Genomic DNA, 18,834 nt, shown 5'->3' with positions numbered 1-18,834 from the left:
AGAGGATAGAGCTATGGCTGACAGAGGCCGGACCAACTGGGATCTTATCAACGACGATCCGAGTCAGGAACAGGAACAACAACAGCAAGAGCAGCAGCGCCAGCAGGAGCAGCAGCAGCAGGAACAGTCGTCCACCCAGGACCAGACATCCACTCAGGATCAGTCCCAGACAAGCGAATCCGAGAACTTGAATGGCAATGGCAATGGCAACCTGAACCTTAACGGGAACGGAAACCTCAACCTGAACGGCAACGGCAACTGGAATTCGAGCGAAAACTCCAACGCCAATACCAACTCGAACACCAACGCCACAACCGTCGGCGTCACCGTGGACGTCGGAGTGAACCTCGACGGATTTGAGCCGACCGACAACGACTTCGCCGACATCGATCAGACGGGTAACAACAACTCGATCGATGGGCTGTTTAACATCCAGTTCGACAACATCCTGAACAATGCCTTCAGCGGCGACGGCAACAACGTAGCGAACGTCTTCAGCCAGGTTGCCAACCTGCAGGACAACGACACGGTCGAGAACGCCAGCGTCTCCAATGACGGCACGGCCAACTTCAACCTCGGCGCGTCCGGCGGCACGGCCAACGCGGAAGAGGGGATTTCGGCTGGCGGCAGGGGCGGTTCGGGCGGCGACGATGCCGACGCCGACGGCGGCGACGGCGGTGATGGTGGCTTTGCGCTCGGCGGCTTCGCCGTCGGCGGCGACGGCAGCGGTGGCACCGCTGGCAGTGGTGCAACTGGCGGCACCGCCAATGGTGGGGCGGCAACCGGCGGCGCAGGCTCGAGCGGCAACGCCAATAGTGGCGATGCCACCGGCGGCGCAGGCGCAGGCGGTGCAGGCGGTGCGGGCGGTGCCGGTGTCGGTCTCGGCCTTGGCCTTGGTCTCGGCCTTGGCGCCGGCCTGGCATTGGCCGGTGAAGGCGGCGACGGCGGCGACAACGATGGCGGCGACGGCGACGAAGGCGGCGATGGCGGCAACGCCAACGGTGGCGAAGGCGGTGATGGCGGCGACGGCGGCGACGGCGGCGACGGCGGCACGACCACGACCGGCGATGCCGGCGCGGCGGCCGGCAATCTCCTCGGCTTCCTCAGCCCCGCTCTCGCCGCGGCCGTTTCGGGCGTCGATGACTCGAGCAACGGCGGCGATGGCGGTGCCGGCGGCGGCGGAGGTGCTGGCGGCGCCGGTGGTACCGGTGGTGCCGGTGGAGCTGGTGGTGCTGGCGGAAGTGCTACGGATGCCGGTGACGGCGGTGCCGGCGGCAGCGCGACCGGATCCGGAAGCGGAACCGGCACCGGTACAGGTAGCGGTTCTGGTGCCGGTGGTGCCGGTGGTGCCGGTGGTGCCGGGACCGGTGGCAGCGCGGTCAGCGGCTATGCGGACAGCGGCGACGGCATCGGCGGCGACGCCTCGGCCGACGGCGGCACGGGCGGCCTGGCCCTCAGTGGCGCCTGGGCCGACGGTATCGGCGGCGACGGCTATGGCGGCTGGGCCCTTGGTGGGGACGGCGGTGCAGGTGCGGCCGGTGGTACGGCGACGAATGGTGACGGCGGCGCCGGTGGCAACGGCGGCTCGTGGGGCTCGAACAATGGCGATGACGGCTACGTCACCGGCACGAGCCACGCTTCGGCCGACGCTGCGATCAACCTCAGTGCCTTCAACCAGGAAATCGTGCTCGGCGCGAACCTGCAGCAGAACGCAGTCGACATGACGGTGGTCGGGGGAGACCTCATCAACACCGTTGTCGGTGAAGACGACGACGCATGACGCGATGAAGTGGCTTCGCCCGGTCTGGGCGAAGCCACTTTCGTTTGATCTGACCGTGCAGTTCCTTCCAGGCTGCAGGGCTCGCCTAACGGCCAAACGTCGAAAGGGTCGCGTGTCATGACGGCAATGGACAAGATCACCGAAGAGATCGCCCATTTCATCGGCATGTTCCAGCTCAATGCTGAACGCGCAATGCATAGGGAGGCCTACGACGATTTCCAGGCCCACAAGTCCGTGGATGCGGATTTGCCCCCGCCCCTCCCCGATAAAAGTCCGTTTGCGGCGCCCTATGACTTTCTTGGCTATGACCCGGGCGTGAAGTACTTTTCCCCGGGGCCTGAGCTCATCTATGTGCCGCCGTGGAAACTGCCGCTCCCACAGTTACCAGCAACGCCGTTCAACCTGGAGTCCTTCCCCTTCCCCGAACCGCCTTGGCACACGCCGCAAGGCTTCGCTGCGGGCATCGCTGCCAACACGGTCCTTATGCCGGAAATCGATCCCATCGGCTCGGTAGTCACCTACGTCAACCAGATGATCCTGCTCTCCGATAACGACTATTTCAGCGTCGGCGGGCACGGCCTGGTTTTCTCGCCCAATCCGGTCGACAGCGCGGAAATGCTCGATGCGGCAGAGATGGCCTATTCGCTGTCGCCGATCGGCGACCTGCAACGGCCGGGATCGAGCGCGGAGATCATCGAGACGATCAAGTTGGCCGGGACGCGGCTGGAACAGGTCGACGCCGATCACGACGGCCCCTTCAAGGTCTTCGTCACCCAGTCGACGTCCCTCCAGGGCATCTATGTCAACGGCGAACTCGTCGACGAAGCACCCGATCTGAAGGACTACTACAATTTCGACGACCAGGAAGAGGAGGCGCCGGACGGCGACACCTGGACCGGCAACGTGACGGTCGGCGAGGACGGATCCTACAAGGTCGAGGCTTCCGTCACCCTGACCGCAGGCGACAATACGCTGGTCAACGAAGCCATTCTGAAGAACCTCTGGACCGGGGCCAAGGTCACCGCGGTCGTCGGCAACTACTACGAAATCAACGCGATCGTCCAGGTCAACGTCCTGTGGGACGTCGACACGATCAGCGCCGGCATCAAGGACTGGTCGAGCAACGGTACGATCAACCAGCTGTTCAACATTGCCGAGTTCGAGCGCATCGACAAATCGACCGATGACGACACCGGTGCCGATCTAGGCGGCTTTCCCAAATACTGGTCGATCACCAAGATCGACGGCGACCTGCTGATGGTCAACTGGCTCGAACAATTCATCTTCAAGACCGACGACGATATCGGTGTTTTGTCTTCGTCCGGGGTCACCACAAGCGTCATCAGCGGCGGCAATCTGGGGGTCAACCAGACGTCCATTCTCGACCTTGGCTTCGCCTACGATCTGATCATCGTTGGTGGCTCCGTGTACGACGCCAACCTGATTCAACAGATCAACGTGTTGTTCGACAACGACGTCGTGGGCGCGCTTCCCGGATTCCATACGACGGGTACGGGCTCGGTATCCACCGGCGGGAACTTGCTGTGGAACGACGCCTATATCGCCAACATTGGCGGCGCCGACCGTTTTGAAGCCCTGTCGAGCAAGTATCTGACCCTCGCAAACGATCTCGCAGACGGCGGCAACAGCATTTCCAAAGGCGTGTTGACGGATGATGCCTTCACCGGCTTGGAAGGCTTGCGGGTTCTCTACATCAATGGTGACCTGCTCAACCTGCAATATATCAAGCAGACGAGCATCCTGGGCGACAGCGACCAGATCGCCCTGGCGATGGACCAGTTGAAGCCGCATCTGGATGCGGACTGGGCCGTGTCGACAGGCGGAAATGCGCTCATCAATCACGCCGTCATCCTTGACCTGGACTCCTTGGGAAAGACCTATGTCGGAGGCGAAAAATACTCCCAGGAAACACTCGTCCAGGCGGAACTGATCTCGAACAAGCCCGACTTCGGCGGCCCCGGTGCCGACGCACTGGTCAGCGAGGCCGTGCTGTTCCTCGACGATTCGATGCTCGAGCCCGCTCACGAAGCAGCACCGGGCGTTTACCTGCCTGCCGCTCACGAAGGGCAGACGGACGACGGGCTGCAACACCTACTCGGACATTGAGGGGAAAACGATGTCAGACCATCGGAGGAGGGCTGCCGACTCGACGGATGCCTATGCACTGTTCGAGCAGGCCGTACAGCAATGCCGGGACGCGGCGGCCATCGACCCGCATGCGGAACCCGCACAGCCAGCGCCAGAGGGGCCACCGGATCCGCCTTTGTTGTCGCTGATCCAGACGGTCGATCCGCCTGCCGCCGACGAACGGCCCTCGCCGGCGAAAGATTCTCCGCCTGGCGAGGCCATCAATACAGACGACCGCGCGGGCGACATCCCCTTTTGGAGTAGCGCCCGCAGGAGCTTCCAGCCCGCGACGTCCGGTTTGGTTCAAGTCGTGCCTGATTTCACCGCAGAGGCGCCGGTCCAGCCTCTGGCTACCCGGCCCGAACCGGTCCCGCAGATCACCAAGCCTTCTTCATGCGCTGGCGGAAACGAATCGGGTCCGACCAAGTTCGTTGCGACCGTTACAGCGCTCGCGCCTGCCCTGAAAAATCCGCGGCAGGCGGAATCTCGCGCCGCCCCGCAGGCAAGCGCGCAGGACGGCGATGCCGAGACGCATCGGTCGATCGGCCATGTTAAACCGGCACAGGCCAAATCCGACGGCGGCTCAGTCAAGGCACCGGAACGCGTCACGGCAGTTGCAAATGCCGCTTCCCCCCCGAAGGCTAGCGAACTCTCCGAACGAAGCCCGGCCCTGGCTGCCCAAGGCGGGCCAGCCGCCGCACCATTGCAGGCAACTGGCCACGATCCCGCCGCGCAACCGCCGCAGCGATCGGAAAATACAGCATCGGCTGCGCAGGCGCGCACATCTGGTTCAGATGCGGTGCAAGCCGATGAACGGGTGCTGCCGACCGGAAAGGCCCGTCCTGCCCCGGTGAAGCGGGAGGAGACGGTGGCCAAAGGCCCGGAGGGCATCGTAACGATCGAGGGCGACACGGGGCCGATCAAGACCGACGAGCACCGTCCCAACAAGACCCTTAACGGCGGTGGCGGCAAGGGAACGGGTTCCGGCGGGGGCACGTTTCACAAACGCCTCGGTCCCGTCGATTTCTCCGCCAGCCTCAAGGCTGGTGTCGATGCCGTTCGGCGCAACCTCGTCGTCGTCATGATCTTTACGCTCGCCAGCAACATTCTCGTGCTGGCGATTCCGATCTACCTGTTCCAGATATCGGATCGGGTTCTGACAAGCCGATCGATGGACACCCTGATCATGCTGACGCTGGTCATTGTCGGCGCCATCGTCCTGCAATCGATATTTGACGCCATTCGCCGTTTCATTTTGATGCGCACCGCGGTCGAGGTCGCCGCGCAGCTGGGCGCTCCCATTCTCAGCGCTGCGGCGCGCGCGTCCCTGAACTCGAACGGCCGGGAATACCAGACGCTGGGCGATCTCCAGCAGGTCCGCTCGTTCCTGGTATCCAGAACGCTTCTGTCGTTTCTTGATGCCCCGCTTGCGCCCTTCTTCGTGGTGGCCGTCTTTCTGATCCACCCCCATCTCGGGGCCATCGTAATTGCGACCGCTCTCATGCTCCTGGTCTTCACGCTCATCAATCAGCGACTAACCGCAGCTTCGTTTGCGGAAGCGAACACCGCGCAGGTGAAGGCCAACCTCCACCTGGAGTCGATGTCCCGCAACTCACAGATCATCAATGCACTGGCGATGATACCGGAGGCGGTGCAGATCTGGGGACGGGATACGGCGGCCTCCCTCAAAGCGCAGGTCATCGCCCAGGACCGCAACATCGCCGTTGCGGCCGCTTCGAAGGGCGTCCGGCTGCTGGCACAGGTCGCCATGCTGGGTTGGGGGGCGCATCTGGCCATTCAGGGCGAAATGACCGGCGGCATGGTGATCGCCTCGTCGATCATCGCAGGCCGCGGGTTGGCCCCCATCGAAGGCGCCATCGAAGGCTGGCACCAGTACAGCCAGTCCCGTGCCGCCTATGGGCGGATAACGGCCCTGCTCAAGGCCTCGCCGCTGAATTTCGAACGCCTGAACCTGCCGCGGCCGGAAGGCCGCCTCGACGTCGAGCGGTTGCTCTACGTGCCCGGTGGCACCAAGCGCGTCGTGCTGAACGGCATTTCCTTTGCGCTGCAACCGGGCGATTCCTTGGCGGTCATCGGCAATTCCGGCGCGGGAAAGACAACGCTGGGGAAGATGCTGGTCGGCTCGATCCTGCCCACATCGGGAAACGTTCGCCTCGACCTGATGGATTTGAGGAACTGGGACCAGCGGCAGTTCGGCGAGAACATCGGCTACCTGCCGCAAGACGTGCAACTGTTTCCGGGTACGATCAAGGCGAACATCGCCCGCATGCGCGAGGACGCAACCGACGAACAGATCTACAGAGCAGCAATGCTGGCCGACGTCCACGAAATGATCGCCACGCTGCCGCATGGCTACGAGACGATCGTGGCGGCCGATGGAGCACCGCTTTCCGGCGGCCAGAAGCAGCGAATCGCACTGGCTCGCGCGTTCTTCGGCGATCCCCGCATGGTCGTGCTCGACGAGCCCAATTCGAATCTCGACAGTGCCGGCGATGCGGCGCTCACGCGCGCTTTGCAGCATGCGAAGGACCACAAGATCACGGTGATAACGATCACCCAGCGTCCGTCCCTCCTCAACAGCGTCGACAAGGTCTTGCTGATGGTCAACGGCACGGTGGCGCTGTTTGGCATGCGCCAGGACGTCTTGAAGGCGCTGGAGGCACGCGGAATCAACACCGAAACCGGCTCGTTCGGCCATCTGTTGCAGTAGGAGTTCCCCGAACATGTCCGATATAGCCAAGGTCCATGACATCGAGTGGTACGCGGACGTTCCCCGATCGATCCGGAAACAATTGGCGGTCGGAATGATCCTGTTGTGCGCGACATTCGGAGGTTTCGGCGTCTGGGCGTTCACCGCCCCGCTGGCCGCCGCGGTCATCGCCCAGGGCAGCTTTGTCGCAACCGGGCGCAACAAGGTCGTCCAGCACTATGAAGGCGGCATCATCAAGGAACTGCTGGTCAACGAGGGCGACGAGGTGGTGGAAGGCCAGCCGCTGATCAAGCTCGACGAGACGGCTGCCTTGGCCAAGGAACGGGAACTGTTCCTCCGTCGGATCCGGCTGGAGGCGACCGTCGCGCGCCTGACCTCGCAGTTTGAGGGCGACGAACAGATGGAGGTTTCCGAACTGCTGGACAAGTATCGCGGCGACGCGGAAGTCTGGTCCATCATCGTCAACCAGCAGCTCAACTTCAAAGCGCAGCGGATGAAGCAATCCAACGAGCTTTCCCTGCTCAGCCAGAACATCAAGGCACTGGAATTCCGCAGCGTCGGCTATAACCGGCAACGTGACGCGGTCATCGAGCAATTGTCGCTGCTGAGGGAGGAGCACCAGAACAAGAAAAAGCTGGTGAGCATGGGGTTGCTGCGGCTGACCGAAATGAAGGCGCTCGAACGCGCGATGGCCGACGCCCAGGGGCAGATCGGCAGGCTGGAGGCCGAGGTTGCCGAGACGCAGGCGCAGATCGTGAAGGGCCAGCAGGAAGTCAGCCGCGCCGAGGTCTCCTACCGGGAAGACGCGCTGGACAAGCTGCAAGCCATCCAGGGCGATCTCGACACGGTGCGGGAGCAGGCGCGCCAGGCCGAGAATATTCTGAAGCGCGTTACGATCATCGCACCCGTCACCGGCACGGTGATCCGCACCTACTATCACACGCCGGGCGGCGTCATCGAAAGCGGCAAGGGAATCCTGGAAATACTGCCGAAGGGCGTGCCCTTGATCATCGAAGCCCAGATCCCGCGCAACAGCATCGACAGCGTCGCGGTCGGGCAGACGGCGACCGTTCGCCTGGTTGCCCTGAATCAGAGGACGACGCCGGTTCTGCATGGCGAGTTGTTCTACATTTCGGCCGATGCGCTGGAAGACAGCAAACCCGGCATGCCGGCCCATGATGTCTATCTGGCGCGTATAGACATTCCGGCGAGTGAACTTGCCAAGGTCAAGGGATTCCACCCGACTCCGGGAATGCCGGCAGAGGTGATGATCCAGACGGCGCAGCGAACCTTCTTCAGCTACCTGGTCAAGCCGATCACCGACAGCATGTCCAGGGCGTTCACCGAGCGCTGATTCCTCCGAAAGGGAGCGGGCAAAAGGCAACGAAAGCGGAACTCCGTCGTCCCGCTTTCCATGCCCCGCCCGAACTGAGCCACGGGCGACTGGTCGCCCGTGGCTCGATCAATCTGCGTCAGATGACGCCGAGGGCGTCCATCGCCTCCGCCACGCGGACGAAGCCGGCGATGTTGGCCCCAAGCACGTAATCGCCGGGCGCGCCATATTCCTCCGCCGTCTCGGCACAGCGGTCGTGGATGTCGCGCATGATCGTCGCAAGGCGCGTCTCGGTCTGCTCGAACGTCCAGCTGTCACGCGAGGCGTTTTGCTGCATTTCCAGTGCCGAGGTTGCAACGCCGCCGGCATTCGCGGCCTTGCCGGGGGCAAACAGCACGCCGGCGTCCTGGAAGATGCGCACGGCTTCCGGCGTGCACGGCATGTTGGCACCCTCGCCGACGGCAGTGACGCCGTTCTTGACGAGGAGGCGCGCATCCCGGCCGGTTAGTTCGTTTTGCGTAGCCGACGGCATGGCGACATCGCAGGGCACGTCCCAAACGGAGCCGCCCTCCACATAGTGAGACCCGGCCCCTTTCAGGCGCGCATATTCAGCGATCCGGGCCCGGCGAACTTCCTTGATTTCCTTGACCAAATTGAGATCGATGCCCGCCTCGTCGACGATGTAGCCGTTCGAGTCCGAGCAGGCGACGACCTTGCCGCCGAACTCGATCACCTTCTCCATGGTATAGACCGCGACGTTGCCCGAGCCGGAGACCACCACCCGCTTTCCTGCAAAATCCTGGCCCTTGGTGCCAAGCATCCGCTGGACGAAATATGTCGCGCCGTAGCCGGTTGCTTCCTTGCGTGCACGCGAGCCGCCATAAAACAACGCCTTGCCGGTGAGGACGCCCGCCTCGTAGCGGTTCGTGAGCCGCTTGTACTGGCCGAACATGTAGCCGATTTCGCGTCCCCCCACGCCGATATCGCCGGCCGGGACGTCGGTGTATTCTCCCAGGTGCCGGTGCAGTTCGGTCATGAAGGACTGGCAGAACCGCATGATCTCGCGGTCCGAGCGGCCTCTCGGATTGAAATCTGATCCTCCCTTGCCGCCACCGATCGGCATGCCCGTCAGTGCGTTCTTGAATGTCTGCTCGAAGCCGAGGAACTTGATGATGCCGACGTTGACGGACGGGTGGAAGCGGATTCCGCCCTTGTAGGGGCCTAGTGCCGAATTGAACTGGACGCGGAAACCGCGATTGATCTGGACCTGGCCGGCGTCGTCGATCCACGGCACGCGGAAAATGATCTGGCGTTCCGGTTCGCAAATGCGTTCGATGAGTGCGTTCTCGGCGTAACGCGGATGTTTGGCCACCACGCGCCCAAGGCTTTCAAGAACCTCCCGAACGGCTTGATGGAACTCAACTTCACCCACATTACGCCGTAAAACCTCGGTGAGGATCGGCTCCAACTTCTCATCTACATTGGTCATCGTGCTCTCCGTGCGCCGATAGTTAACAAGGCAATCGTTGGCGCGAAAACGGAACTATCGGAATATCGGGACGATTTGAACCGGAAATTGACAAAGTTCGGTGCGGTGCTCTCCGCGATCATCTGACGCGGCCTCCTTGACACCGGATCGTCGAGCGGCAATCATTATAAGATGACTACTAATTCGATCGCCCATCCGGGTAGCCGGTACCAAGACTGTCCGATCGCAGGACATTAGCCCGAATCCGGTCGCTGTCGCGCCCCGGGTGTCGGGGAGCATGGTAGTCATCTTCTGCAACGCGCGACACCAATCAACAAACACATCTACCCGCTGCGGCATCGTTCATCGTGCGCGCAGAAGCGACACATTGCAGATTGAACAGGAGTTACATCGTTATGAACAAGCCGTTGATCTATGTCCGGGAGGCCGACTATGCCCGCCTCAACGATCTGGCCCAAGCCGCGCTCGACCGCAATTTCGAAGTTGCGGACGAACTGCTCGGAGAATTGGAGCGCGCGTCGGTTCTCCCGAGCGATCAGGTGGCGTCCGATACGGTCCAGATGGGCTCGACCGTGACCTACGAAACCGAGGCCGGCCAGGCCAGGACGGTGACGCTTGTTTATCCGGGCGACGCCGACATCGAACAGGCGAAAATCTCCGTGATGACCCCCATCGGCGTTGCCCTCCTTGGTCTTGCGCCGGGACAGGCCATCGACTGGAAGGCCCGCGACGGTCAGAACCACCGGCTGAAGGTCGTCGAGGTGAAGGATAATGCCCCCGCAGAGGGAGCCTGACGGGTCGCGCTCCCCCAGGCAGGCCGATGGGCCAAAACCCGCTACCGGGGGTCCCGCCCACGCCTTGACTTCCCGGGCTTCCGGACTTAGATGGCGCCATGCTGTCGTTCTTCTCTCACCGCGGGCAGAGGCTATTGCGATTTAAGGCGCGATCGTAGCCCGGCCGTTGCAACGGTTGTCCGCGGCCGGGACGAGGAATCGCGCAAGGTGCTCCCTTAGCTCTAGAGATGACAATCCCGTCACCGCGCCGATGTGCAGGACGCCGGTGCCGCTTTCCGAATTGAACACGATAGGCCGACTGAGCGATCCATCGCGCGGAGGCTTGCATGCGGGAGAAGACCGCAACGCCTTCCACCTCACGAAAGACACGAAGATCCATGATCCAGACGCCCTACTATCTGATCGACAAGTCGAAGCTTCTCCAGAACATGGAGAAGATCGCCGAGGTGCGGGAGAAGTCCGGCGCCAAGGCCCTGTTGGCGCTGAAATGCTTCGCCACCTGGTCCGTCTTCGATCTGATGCGCGACTACATGGACGGCACGACGTCTTCCTCCCTCAACGAGGTACGCCTCGGTCACGAGCGCTTCGGCAAGGAAACCCACGCCTATTCGGTTGCCTATGCCGACTATGAGATCGATGAGGTCGTCAGCCATGCCGACAAGATCATCTTCAATTCGATCGGTCAGTTGGAGCGTTTTGCCGACAAGGCCTCGGGCATCGTCCGCGGCCTGCGGCTGAATCCGCAGGTGAGTTCCTCGAGCTTCGATCTCGCCGATCCTGCCCGCCCCTTCTCGCGTCTCGGCGAATGGGGCGTCGCACGCGTGGAGAAAGTGATGGACCGGGTTTCGGGCTTCATGATCCACAACAACTGCGAAAATTCCGACTTCGACCTGTTCGACAGCATGCTCGGGACGATCGAGGAACGCTTCGCACCGCTCCTGAAGAAGGCCGAATGGGTCAGCCTCGGCGGCGGCATCCACTTCACCGGCGACGATTATCCGATCGAGCGCTTCGCCGAGCGGCTGAAGCGTTTTTCCGGCGAGTACGGCGTGCAGGTCTATCTCGAGCCCGGCGAGGCCTCGATCACCAAATCGACGACGCTGGAAGTGACCGTGCTCGACACGCTTTTCAATGGCAAGAATCTCGCCATCGTCGACTCGTCGATCGAGGCCCACATGCTTGATCTGCTGATCTATCGCGAGAACGCGAAGGTCTCTCCGAATGAAGGGCCGCACAACTACATGGTCTGCGGCAAGTCCTGCCTCGCCGGCGATGTCTTCGGCGAGTTCCGATTTGCGAACGAGTTGAAGGTCGGCGACCGAATCTCGTTCCAGGACGCCGCCGGTTATACGATGGTCAAAAAGAACTGGTTCAATGGCGTGAAGATGCCGGCGATCGCCATCAGGGAATTGGATGGCAGCATCAGAACCGTCCGCGAATTCACCTATACGGACTTCGAACAGAGCCTTTCCTGAGGCTCCTTGGCAAACGGGTAGAAGGAGATATCCCCCGAAATGAAAAAGAACGTTCTCATCATCGGCGCCGGTGGCGTGGCACAGGTCGTGGCGCACAAGTGCGCCCAGAACAACGATGTATTGGGAGACATTCATATCGCTTCGCGGACCAAGGCGAAGTGCGACGCGATCATCGCATCGGTGAATGAGAAGAAGGCGATGAAGCAGCCGGGCGTCCTCGAAGCCCACGCGCTCGACGCCCTCGACATCGAGGCGACAAAGGCGCTGATCCAAAAGACCGGCATCCAGATCGTCATCAACGTCGGCACCGCCTTCCTCAACATGTCGGTGCTGCGCGCCTGCATGGACACCGGCGTCGCCTATATCGACACGGCGATCCACGAAGAGCCGGGCAAGATCTGCGAGACGCCGCCGTGGTATGGAAACTACGAGTGGAAGCGCGCCGATGAGTGCAAGGATAAGGGCATCACCGCCATCCTCGGCGCCGGCTTCGATCCGGGCGTCGTCAACGCCTATGCGCGCCTCGCCAAGGACGAATACCTCGACAAGGTCACCGAGGTCGACATCGTCGACATCAACGCCGGCAGCCACGGCAAGTACTTCGCCACCAACTTCGACCCGGAGATCAACTTCCGCGAATTCACCGGCGTCGTCTATTCCTGGCAGAAGGGCGAGTGGCAGACCAACCAGATGTTCGAGATCGGCAAGGAATACGACCTGCCGGTGGTCGGCAAGCGCAAGGCCTATCTCTGCGGCCATGACGAGGTGCACTCGCTGGCGAAGAACATGGACGGCGCGGACGTCCGCTTCTGGATGGGCTTCGGCGATCACTACATCAACGTCTTCACCGTGCTGAAGAACATCGGCCTGCTCTCCGAGCAGCCGGTCAAGACGGCGGAAGGCCAGGAAGTCGTGCCGCTCAAGGTGGTCAAGGCCTGCCTGCCGGACCCGGCCTCGCTCGCCCCGAACTATGAAGGCAAGACCTGCATCGGCGACTACGTCAAGGGCATCAAGGACGGCAAGGAGCGGACGGTGTTCATCTACAACGTCGCCGACCACAAGGAAGCCTACAACGAAGTCGGCTCGCAGGGCATTTCCTACACCGCGGGCGTGCCGGCGGTCGCCGCTGCCATGCTGGTCGCTCGAGGTGAATGGGACGTCAAGCAGATGGCAAACGTCGAAGAACTGCCGCCGAAGCCGTTCCTCGAAGTCCTCGGCAAGATCGGACTTTCCACCTGGATCCAGGAAAACGGCGAGGAGCGTCCCCTGTTCACCTGAGCGGGTCGCTGATTGCTCCTAACAAGGGACTCGCGGTCATGCCGCGAGTCCAGTTCCGGCAGTTGCGTTGCCGTGCGTTGCAGCCGACAGCGGCTGCGACGATATCTGCAATTTAAAACGTTTTAAACTTGCTCATGCACCAATTCTAAGCAATAAAGTGCCTCCCATTCCGTTGACCTCGCCGAGATCAATTCGGCCGAGAGTCCCCCGGTATCGAACGGTTTACGGTTTCGTTCGACATGAATTAGCGAGGAGGATACACCATGGGCACGAACGGTCAGTTGGGCCTTGCCTGGCGCAAGCGGACCTATCATCGCGAATGGCTCTGGACCCAGGCGAACGGCCTCTTCGACTTCTTCCAGACCAACACGTTCAATCCGAATGGTGGCTTCTTTGAACTGGACGCCGATGGCCGGCCGCTGAATCCCGGCAACCCGACCCGCGGCATCCATTCGACCACGCGCATGGTGCATTGCTTCTCGATCGGCAGCCTGCTTGGCCGGCCAGGTTCCGACGACATCATCGACCATGGCATGCGGTTCCTCTGGGAGAAGCATCGCGACCATGCGCGGGGCGGGTACTACTGGTCGCTCGACAACTCCGGCCCATTGGATACCAGCAAGCAGGGATATGGTCATGCGTTCGTGCTGCTGGCAGCGTCCAGCGCCAAGGTTGCCGGCCACCCGGACGCCGATCGCATGCTCGCGGATGTCACCGACGTTCTGAACACCCGTTTCTGGGAGGACGAGCACGGCGCCATCGCCGAGGAATTTGCCGCCGACTGGTCGCTGGTCCCGGGGTATCGCGGTCAGAACTCGAACATGCACCTGACCGAAGCGCTGATGGCAGCTTTCGAGGCCACCGGCGAGACGGATTATCTGCACAAGGCCGAACGGATCGCCGACTTGATCATCCGCCGCCGGGCCGGCGAGAACGGTTTTCGCGTGCCGGAGCACTTCGACGAGAACTGGGTGCTCGACAAGGATTACCAGGGCAACGAGATGTTTCGCCCTTCGGGCACCACTCCCGGCCATTGGCTCGAATGGGCGCGGCTGGTGCTGCAGCTCTGGTCGCTTGGCGGACGCAGGCACGACTGGATGCCTGAGGCGGCCAAGGCGCTGTTCTTACAGTCCATCGAACTTGCTTGGGACGACGACAAGGGCGGCTTCTTCTACACGCTCGACTGGAACGACGAGCCGGCCAAGCGCAGCAAGCTCTGGTGGCCGATGGCCGAGGGCGTGGGGGCGGCGGCCTTCCTGTGCGAGCACCTGCCGAGCGCCTTTCACGAGACCTGGTACCGGAAGATCTGGGACGGCATTTCCCGTCACTTCATCGACCGCGCACGCGGCGGCTGGCATGAGGAACTGACCGAGGATCTTACTCCGAGCTACACGCTCTTTTCCGGCAAGGGCGATATCTATCATGCCCTTCAGGCCTGCCTGATCCCGCTCTATCCGGCGACAGGCAGCCTGACCAAGGGCATCGTCGAGGCGGGTTAGCTGCCCGTCACGATCTCAGCGTTCGGAAGCGCCGTTTGATCGAATGCGCCGCAGGCTGTTTCCTCCGGCTTATCAGCCGGGGCAGGCGCTTGAACCGCTCTCGCCTTGACCGAGCACAACCACTCACCGGTGCGAATACTGCCCCTGTTGCAAGCGGCACCATTCTGCTAGCTCTGTCATCTCCTCCCCCCCCCCGCCTGATCTCAGCCATCGGGCCGCCGTTTGCACTTTCAAGCAGGAATCCATTGACCCAGACCCAGACTTTGCCAACATCGGCGTCGGCCAACCAGGTGGCGCTGCTCGCAATCGTCGCCGGCAGCATCGCCATCGGCGGCTCGCCGATTTTCGTGCGGCTTTCCGAAGTCGGCCCGCTGGCGACGGCGCTCTGGCGGGTTGTACTGGCGCTGATCCCGTTGACCATCTTTTCACTGCTCAACCGTGGCAAGCGCAGTGACGTGCCACCGCGGACACTTGGCGACTGCTTGCTTCTGGCACTGCCGGGTGTGTTTCTCGCAATTGACCTCGCCGCCTGGCACATTGCGGTCAAAATCACCTCCGTCGCGAATGCCACGCTTCTTAGCAACGTCGCGCCGGTCTTCGTGACCATTTTCGGGTGGCTGCTGTTCGGCTTTGCGATCACGCGCACCTTCGTTGCCGGACTTTTCATGGCGGCGATCGGCATCGTGGTCCTCAAGGGCGGTCCGGCGGCGCTCGAGGGCGGCGACCTTCACGGCGACGCAATCGCTGTTCTGGCGGCAATTTTCTATGCCGGATATATCCTCGCCATTAACAGATTGCGCACCCGCTACGACACGTTGCGCATCATGCAATGGGGATCGGCCTCGGCCGCCTGCTGCCTGCTGCCGGTCACGCTGTACTTCGAGCCGGCGCTATTGCCCTCCACCGTCCCTGGCTGGGCCACCGTCTTCGGCCTGGCCTTTGTGTGTCACGCGGGTGGACAGGCGCTGATCACCTATGCCCTCGCCTTCCTGCCGGCAGCCTTCTCTTCGCTCACGCTGCTATTGCAGCCGGTTGTGGCAGCCGTGCTCGCCTGGGGCCTCCTTGGCGAATCGCTCGGCGTCATGCAGGCGATCGGCGGCTTGATCATCCTGGCAGGAATCCTGATCGCGCGCCGCGGATAGTCGCCGAGCGGGGCAACAGGAACCGTTTGCGATACGCGGAAGGATGGTGTCGGTGTAGCACTGTTTCCTTCCGCGTATCGACTCGTCCGATGGGGTATCCTAAGCTCCTTCTTTACCAATTGTTTCTGCTCCTCACCGCATTCGTTCAGGGGTGTGTTCGATATTGCGATCACGAAGGTAGTGTCTTTGTCGACGTCCATTGCCAGTTCTCTCTTCACGTTGCGATCGACGCTCGTCGCCATCGCCATGGCTGGCTTGGCCGGCGGCACGATCACCTGGCTCTATGGCAGCGAAACATGGGCCGACCGGACTTGGTTCACGGCCACCGTCCCGGTACTGATCGCGCTCGCCATCGAGATCGTCACGTCGTTGCGAAAGGGCGAAGTCGGCCTCGATCTCGTCGCCGCCTTCTCAATGACGGCGGCGCTGGCCTTCGGCGAACCGCTCGCCGCAAACGTGGTGGCGCTGATGTATTCCGGCGGCCAGCTTCTCGAAAGCTATGCGGAAGGACGGGCACGGCGCGAGATGACGGCGCTGCTGGGGCGGGTCGCCCACACGGCGATGCGCTACACCGGGGAGGCGCTGGAGGAAGTCCCGCTCTCGGAGATCCGGGCCGGTGACCGAATTCTCGTTCGCCACGGCGAAGTCGTTCCGGTCGACGGCACGCTTGCATCGGAGGCGGCGGCCCTCGACCAATCGAGCCTCACCGGCGAGAGTGCCAAGGTCGACAAGGCGAGCGGGGACGAGATCCTGAGCGGTTCCACCAACCTCGGCAACGCCTTCGACATCATCGCCACCCGTCCGGCTGCCGAAAGCACCTACGCCAACATCGTGCGTCTGGTGCAGCAGGCGCAGGCGAGCAAGGCCCCGAGCGTGCGCATCGCCGACCGCTACGCGGTGTGGTTCCTGGTCCTGACGCTGCTGATCGCAGGCGTCGCCTGGTGGCTCTCCGGCGACCGCATCCGGGCGCTGGCGGTGCTCGTTGTCGCCACGCCGTGCCCGCTGATCCTGGCACTGCCGGTGGCAATCATCTCCGGCATGTCCCGTTCGGCCAAGCTCGGTGTCCTGATCAAGAGCGGGGGCGCTCTCGAGGCACTTGCCAAAGTGCGGACGGCCGTCCTCGACAAGACCGGCACGCTCACCTACGGACAGGCCCGCGTCATCGAGATGAAGACGACGGAGGGCTGGGATGGACAGGAAATGCTGCGTCTGGCGGCATCGCTCGACCAGGCGTCAAGCCACGTCATCGCCGAAGCACTGGTCGGGGAAGCGCGCCGACGCGGCCTGCCGCTCTCCACACCAACCGACATCAGCGAGGCGGCTGGCACGGGCGTCACCGGCGTGGTGGACGGATGCCGGGTAACGATCGGCGGCAGCCGCTACGTCCGCGACAGCAGCAAGGGTGACCCCTATGCCCTGCGTGACGGGGTCCCTGACGATGCCGCGGTGGTGGCCGTCGCGGTGGACGGAGAGCTTGCCGGCATCATCATGCTGGCCGATCGGATCCGGCCGGATGCGGCGGCGATGCTGGAGGCTTTGCATGGTGTCGGCGTCGGCCGCATCGTGCTTGCTTCAGGCGATCGGTCCGATGTCGTCGCTGCGGTCGCGGCAAAATTGGGGATCGACGAGGCACATGGCGAACTGACGCCCGCACAGAAGGTTGAGATCGTCCGTCGGGAATCGTTCAAGGAGCCAACCATGATGGTCGGCGACGGCGTCAACGATGCGCCGGCATTGGCGACAGCGACCGTCGGCATCGCCATGGGTGCCCGCGGCGCAGCCGCGTCTTCGGAGAGCGCCGACGTGGTGCTTCTCGTAGACCGGCTCGACCACCTCATAAAGGCGATCCATACCGCGCATCGAACGAAGAGGATCGCGCTGCAGAGCGTTCTGATCGGCCTCGGGCTGTCGGTCGTGGCAATGCTGGTCGCGGCGGCAGGCTATCTCCCGCCGGTCGCCGGTGCCTTCACGCAGGAACTGATCGATATTGCGGTGATACTCAATGCCCTGCGCGCATTGCGCTAAAGCGCTTCGCGATCTTTCAGATTCGCTTGCCGCGCTTTGGGTCGTTGTTCTTTCGCATGTCTTGGCCCCACATGCTGACGCGATGCTTCGCTGGACTTCATGCAGCCATCAATATTGTTGACTGGATCGTCGCGAATGTGCGAGAGGCGACAGTGTCTCTTCGTGGCCGGTAGACGCCTTGCGCAGGCGCAGTGCCCAAGCGCATGAAAGCCACAAAATGACAGACGCGATCACTTCCTCCTCTCCCACATCCCATTCCAGCGGCACACGCGCCGGCATCTTGATCATGGTGTTCGGCATGGTGTTGTTTTCGTTGAACGACGCGCTCGGTAAATGGCTGGTCAGCAGCTATTCGGTTCCGCAACTGATGCTGATCCGCAGCATCGCGGCAATCGCCGTGCTTCTGCCGTTCTTCTGGCGCACCGGCTGGCGGAGCCTGATCCGGGTCGAACGCCCTTGGCTGCAGGTGTTGCGTTCTTTCCTTTTCGCCTTCGATGCGGTGGCGTTCTACTTCGCGGTCGGTTATATGCCGCTCGCCGACACCATGACCTACTGGCTGGCAACTCCGATCTACGTTGCCGCACTCTCGCCGCTGATGCTGGGTGAAAAAATCGGCTGGCGACGCTGGACAGCGATTCTGGTCGGGTTCGCCGGTGTCGTCATCGCCCTCGAGCCGTCTTCCGAAAGCCTCACTCTGCCCGCCTTGATCGCATTCTGCGGCAGCATTGCCTTCGCCCTTGCCATGGTTCTCGGCCGCACGCTGCGCGGCACGCCGGATACCACGCTGGTCTTCTGGCAGGTGGCGGGCGCCGGCCTATTTTCGGTGGTGGGCCTTGCTTTGAATCCGGGCGGCTGGGCACCGGTAAGTCCGGTTGACTTCGGCCTGCTTGGTCTGCTCGGAATCGTCGCGATGGGGGCACACATACTGGTGAACCGATCGCTGAAACTGGCGGATGCATCGACGGTCGTGCCGCTGCAATACACCTCGCTCATCTGGGCGGTCTTGTTCGGCTGGATCTTTTTCGGCGACCTGCCGCGCACGGCGATGCTCGTTGGCGCCGGATTTATCGTGGCCTCCGGCCTCTTCATCTTTTTCCGAGAGCAGACGTTGAAGCGAGACGGACGGCGCTGAGCGATTTC

The 18,834-nt window shown here is 62.5% G+C and carries 12 protein-coding genes; 11 read left to right on the top strand and 1 reads right to left on the bottom strand.

The genetic code is table 11. The annotated features are described in order from the left end of the window. The first annotated feature begins 13 nt into the window (after positions 1-13). The 4 genes from J2Y48_RS11695 to J2Y48_RS11680 all read left to right on the top strand — a co-directional run bounded on the left by J2Y48_RS11695 (position 14) and on the right by J2Y48_RS11680 (position 8,013). The gene (locus J2Y48_RS11695; protein WP_310417532.1) at positions 14-1,780 is read left to right on the top strand and encodes a hypothetical protein; all 1,767 of its coding nucleotides are present in this window, start codon (positions 14-16) and stop codon (positions 1,778-1,780) included. 117 nt (positions 1,781-1,897) lie between these two features. Continuing rightward, positions 1,898-3,907, top strand: a complete 2,010-nt coding sequence (locus tag J2Y48_RS11690; protein WP_310417528.1) for a hypothetical protein — start codon at positions 1,898-1,900, stop codon at positions 3,905-3,907. Between the two features lie 10 nt (positions 3,908-3,917). Next, a complete protein-coding gene (locus J2Y48_RS11685) occupies positions 3,918-6,659 on the top strand; it encodes a type I secretion system permease/ATPase (RefSeq protein ID WP_310417525.1) in 2,742 nt (913 codons plus the stop codon). A 13-nt stretch (positions 6,660-6,672) separates the two neighbouring features. After that, a complete protein-coding gene (locus J2Y48_RS11680) occupies positions 6,673-8,013 on the top strand; it encodes an HlyD family type I secretion periplasmic adaptor subunit (protein WP_310417522.1) in 1,341 nt (446 codons plus the stop codon). A 118-nt stretch (positions 8,014-8,131) separates the two neighbouring features. On the opposite strand, the gene gdhA is transcribed toward J2Y48_RS11680, so the two are convergent. Beyond that, positions 8,132-9,481 (bottom strand): NADP-specific glutamate dehydrogenase, encoded by a 1,350-nt coding sequence (gdhA, locus tag J2Y48_RS11675; protein WP_310417519.1) that lies wholly within the window; start codon positions 9,479-9,481, stop codon positions 8,132-8,134. A 395-nt stretch (positions 9,482-9,876) separates the two neighbouring features. On the opposite strand from gdhA, the gene rnk reads away from it, so the two are divergent. From rnk to J2Y48_RS11640, 7 genes are all read left to right on the top strand, one after another. After that, positions 9,877-10,275 (top strand): nucleoside diphosphate kinase regulator, encoded by a 399-nt coding sequence (gene rnk, locus J2Y48_RS11670; protein WP_310417516.1) that lies wholly within the window; start codon positions 9,877-9,879, stop codon positions 10,273-10,275. 377 nt (positions 10,276-10,652) lie between these two features. Continuing rightward, positions 10,653-11,750 (top strand): carboxynorspermidine decarboxylase, encoded by a 1,098-nt coding sequence (gene nspC / locus J2Y48_RS11665; protein ID WP_310417513.1) that lies wholly within the window; start codon positions 10,653-10,655, stop codon positions 11,748-11,750. 39 nt (positions 11,751-11,789) lie between these two features. Continuing rightward, positions 11,790-13,028 carry a saccharopine dehydrogenase family protein gene (locus tag J2Y48_RS11660; RefSeq protein ID WP_310417510.1) on the top strand — a complete coding sequence of 413 codons (1,239 nt, stop codon included), beginning with the start codon at positions 11,790-11,792 and terminating at the stop codon, positions 13,026-13,028. Between the two features lie 263 nt (positions 13,029-13,291). Beyond that, positions 13,292-14,527: an AGE family epimerase/isomerase gene (locus J2Y48_RS11655; RefSeq protein ID WP_310417508.1), complete on the top strand. Its 1,236-nt coding sequence runs from the start codon at positions 13,292-13,294 to the stop codon at positions 14,525-14,527. 245 nt (positions 14,528-14,772) lie between these two features. Beyond that, positions 14,773-15,669 (top strand): DMT family transporter, encoded by an 897-nt coding sequence (locus J2Y48_RS11650; protein ID WP_405030209.1) that lies wholly within the window; start codon positions 14,773-14,775, stop codon positions 15,667-15,669. A 246-nt stretch (positions 15,670-15,915) separates the two neighbouring features. Continuing rightward, positions 15,916-17,694, top strand: coding sequence for a heavy metal translocating P-type ATPase (locus tag J2Y48_RS11645; protein ID WP_405030217.1), 1,779 nt, complete (start codon positions 15,916-15,918; stop codon positions 17,692-17,694). A 217-nt stretch (positions 17,695-17,911) separates the two neighbouring features. Then, positions 17,912-18,826 (top strand): DMT family transporter, encoded by a 915-nt coding sequence (locus J2Y48_RS11640; protein WP_310417502.1) that lies wholly within the window; start codon positions 17,912-17,914, stop codon positions 18,824-18,826. The last annotated feature ends 8 nt before the right edge of the window (positions 18,827-18,834 follow it).

Origin of the sequence: Mycoplana sp. BE70, from assembly GCF_031455855.1 — a bacterium.
GTDB lineage: Bacteria > Pseudomonadota > Alphaproteobacteria > Rhizobiales > Rhizobiaceae > Mycoplana.
Note: the sequence above shows the minus strand (reverse complement) of the source record. Positions and strands in the feature narration are given on the sequence as shown.

Coding starts and splice junctions, on each gene's coding strand:
- J2Y48_RS11695 (WP_310417532.1), top strand. CDS start 14: ATGGCTGACAGAGGCCGGACCAACTGGGATCTTATCAACGACGATCCG.
- gdhA (WP_310417519.1), bottom strand. CDS start 9,481: ATGACCAATGTAGATGAGAAGTTGGAGCCGATCCTCACCGAGGTTTTA.
- J2Y48_RS11685 (WP_310417525.1), top strand. CDS start 3,918: ATGTCAGACCATCGGAGGAGGGCTGCCGACTCGACGGATGCCTATGCA.
- J2Y48_RS11655 (WP_310417508.1), top strand. CDS start 13,292: ATGGGCACGAACGGTCAGTTGGGCCTTGCCTGGCGCAAGCGGACCTAT.
- rnk (WP_310417516.1), top strand. CDS start 9,877: ATGAACAAGCCGTTGATCTATGTCCGGGAGGCCGACTATGCCCGCCTC.
- J2Y48_RS11680 (WP_310417522.1), top strand. CDS start 6,673: ATGTCCGATATAGCCAAGGTCCATGACATCGAGTGGTACGCGGACGTT.
- nspC (WP_310417513.1), top strand. CDS start 10,653: ATGATCCAGACGCCCTACTATCTGATCGACAAGTCGAAGCTTCTCCAG.
- J2Y48_RS11645 (WP_405030217.1), top strand. CDS start 15,916: ATGGCTGGCTTGGCCGGCGGCACGATCACCTGGCTCTATGGCAGCGAA.
- J2Y48_RS11660 (WP_310417510.1), top strand. CDS start 11,790: ATGAAAAAGAACGTTCTCATCATCGGCGCCGGTGGCGTGGCACAGGTC.
- J2Y48_RS11640 (WP_310417502.1), top strand. CDS start 17,912: ATGACAGACGCGATCACTTCCTCCTCTCCCACATCCCATTCCAGCGGC.
- J2Y48_RS11690 (WP_310417528.1), top strand. CDS start 1,898: ATGACGGCAATGGACAAGATCACCGAAGAGATCGCCCATTTCATCGGC.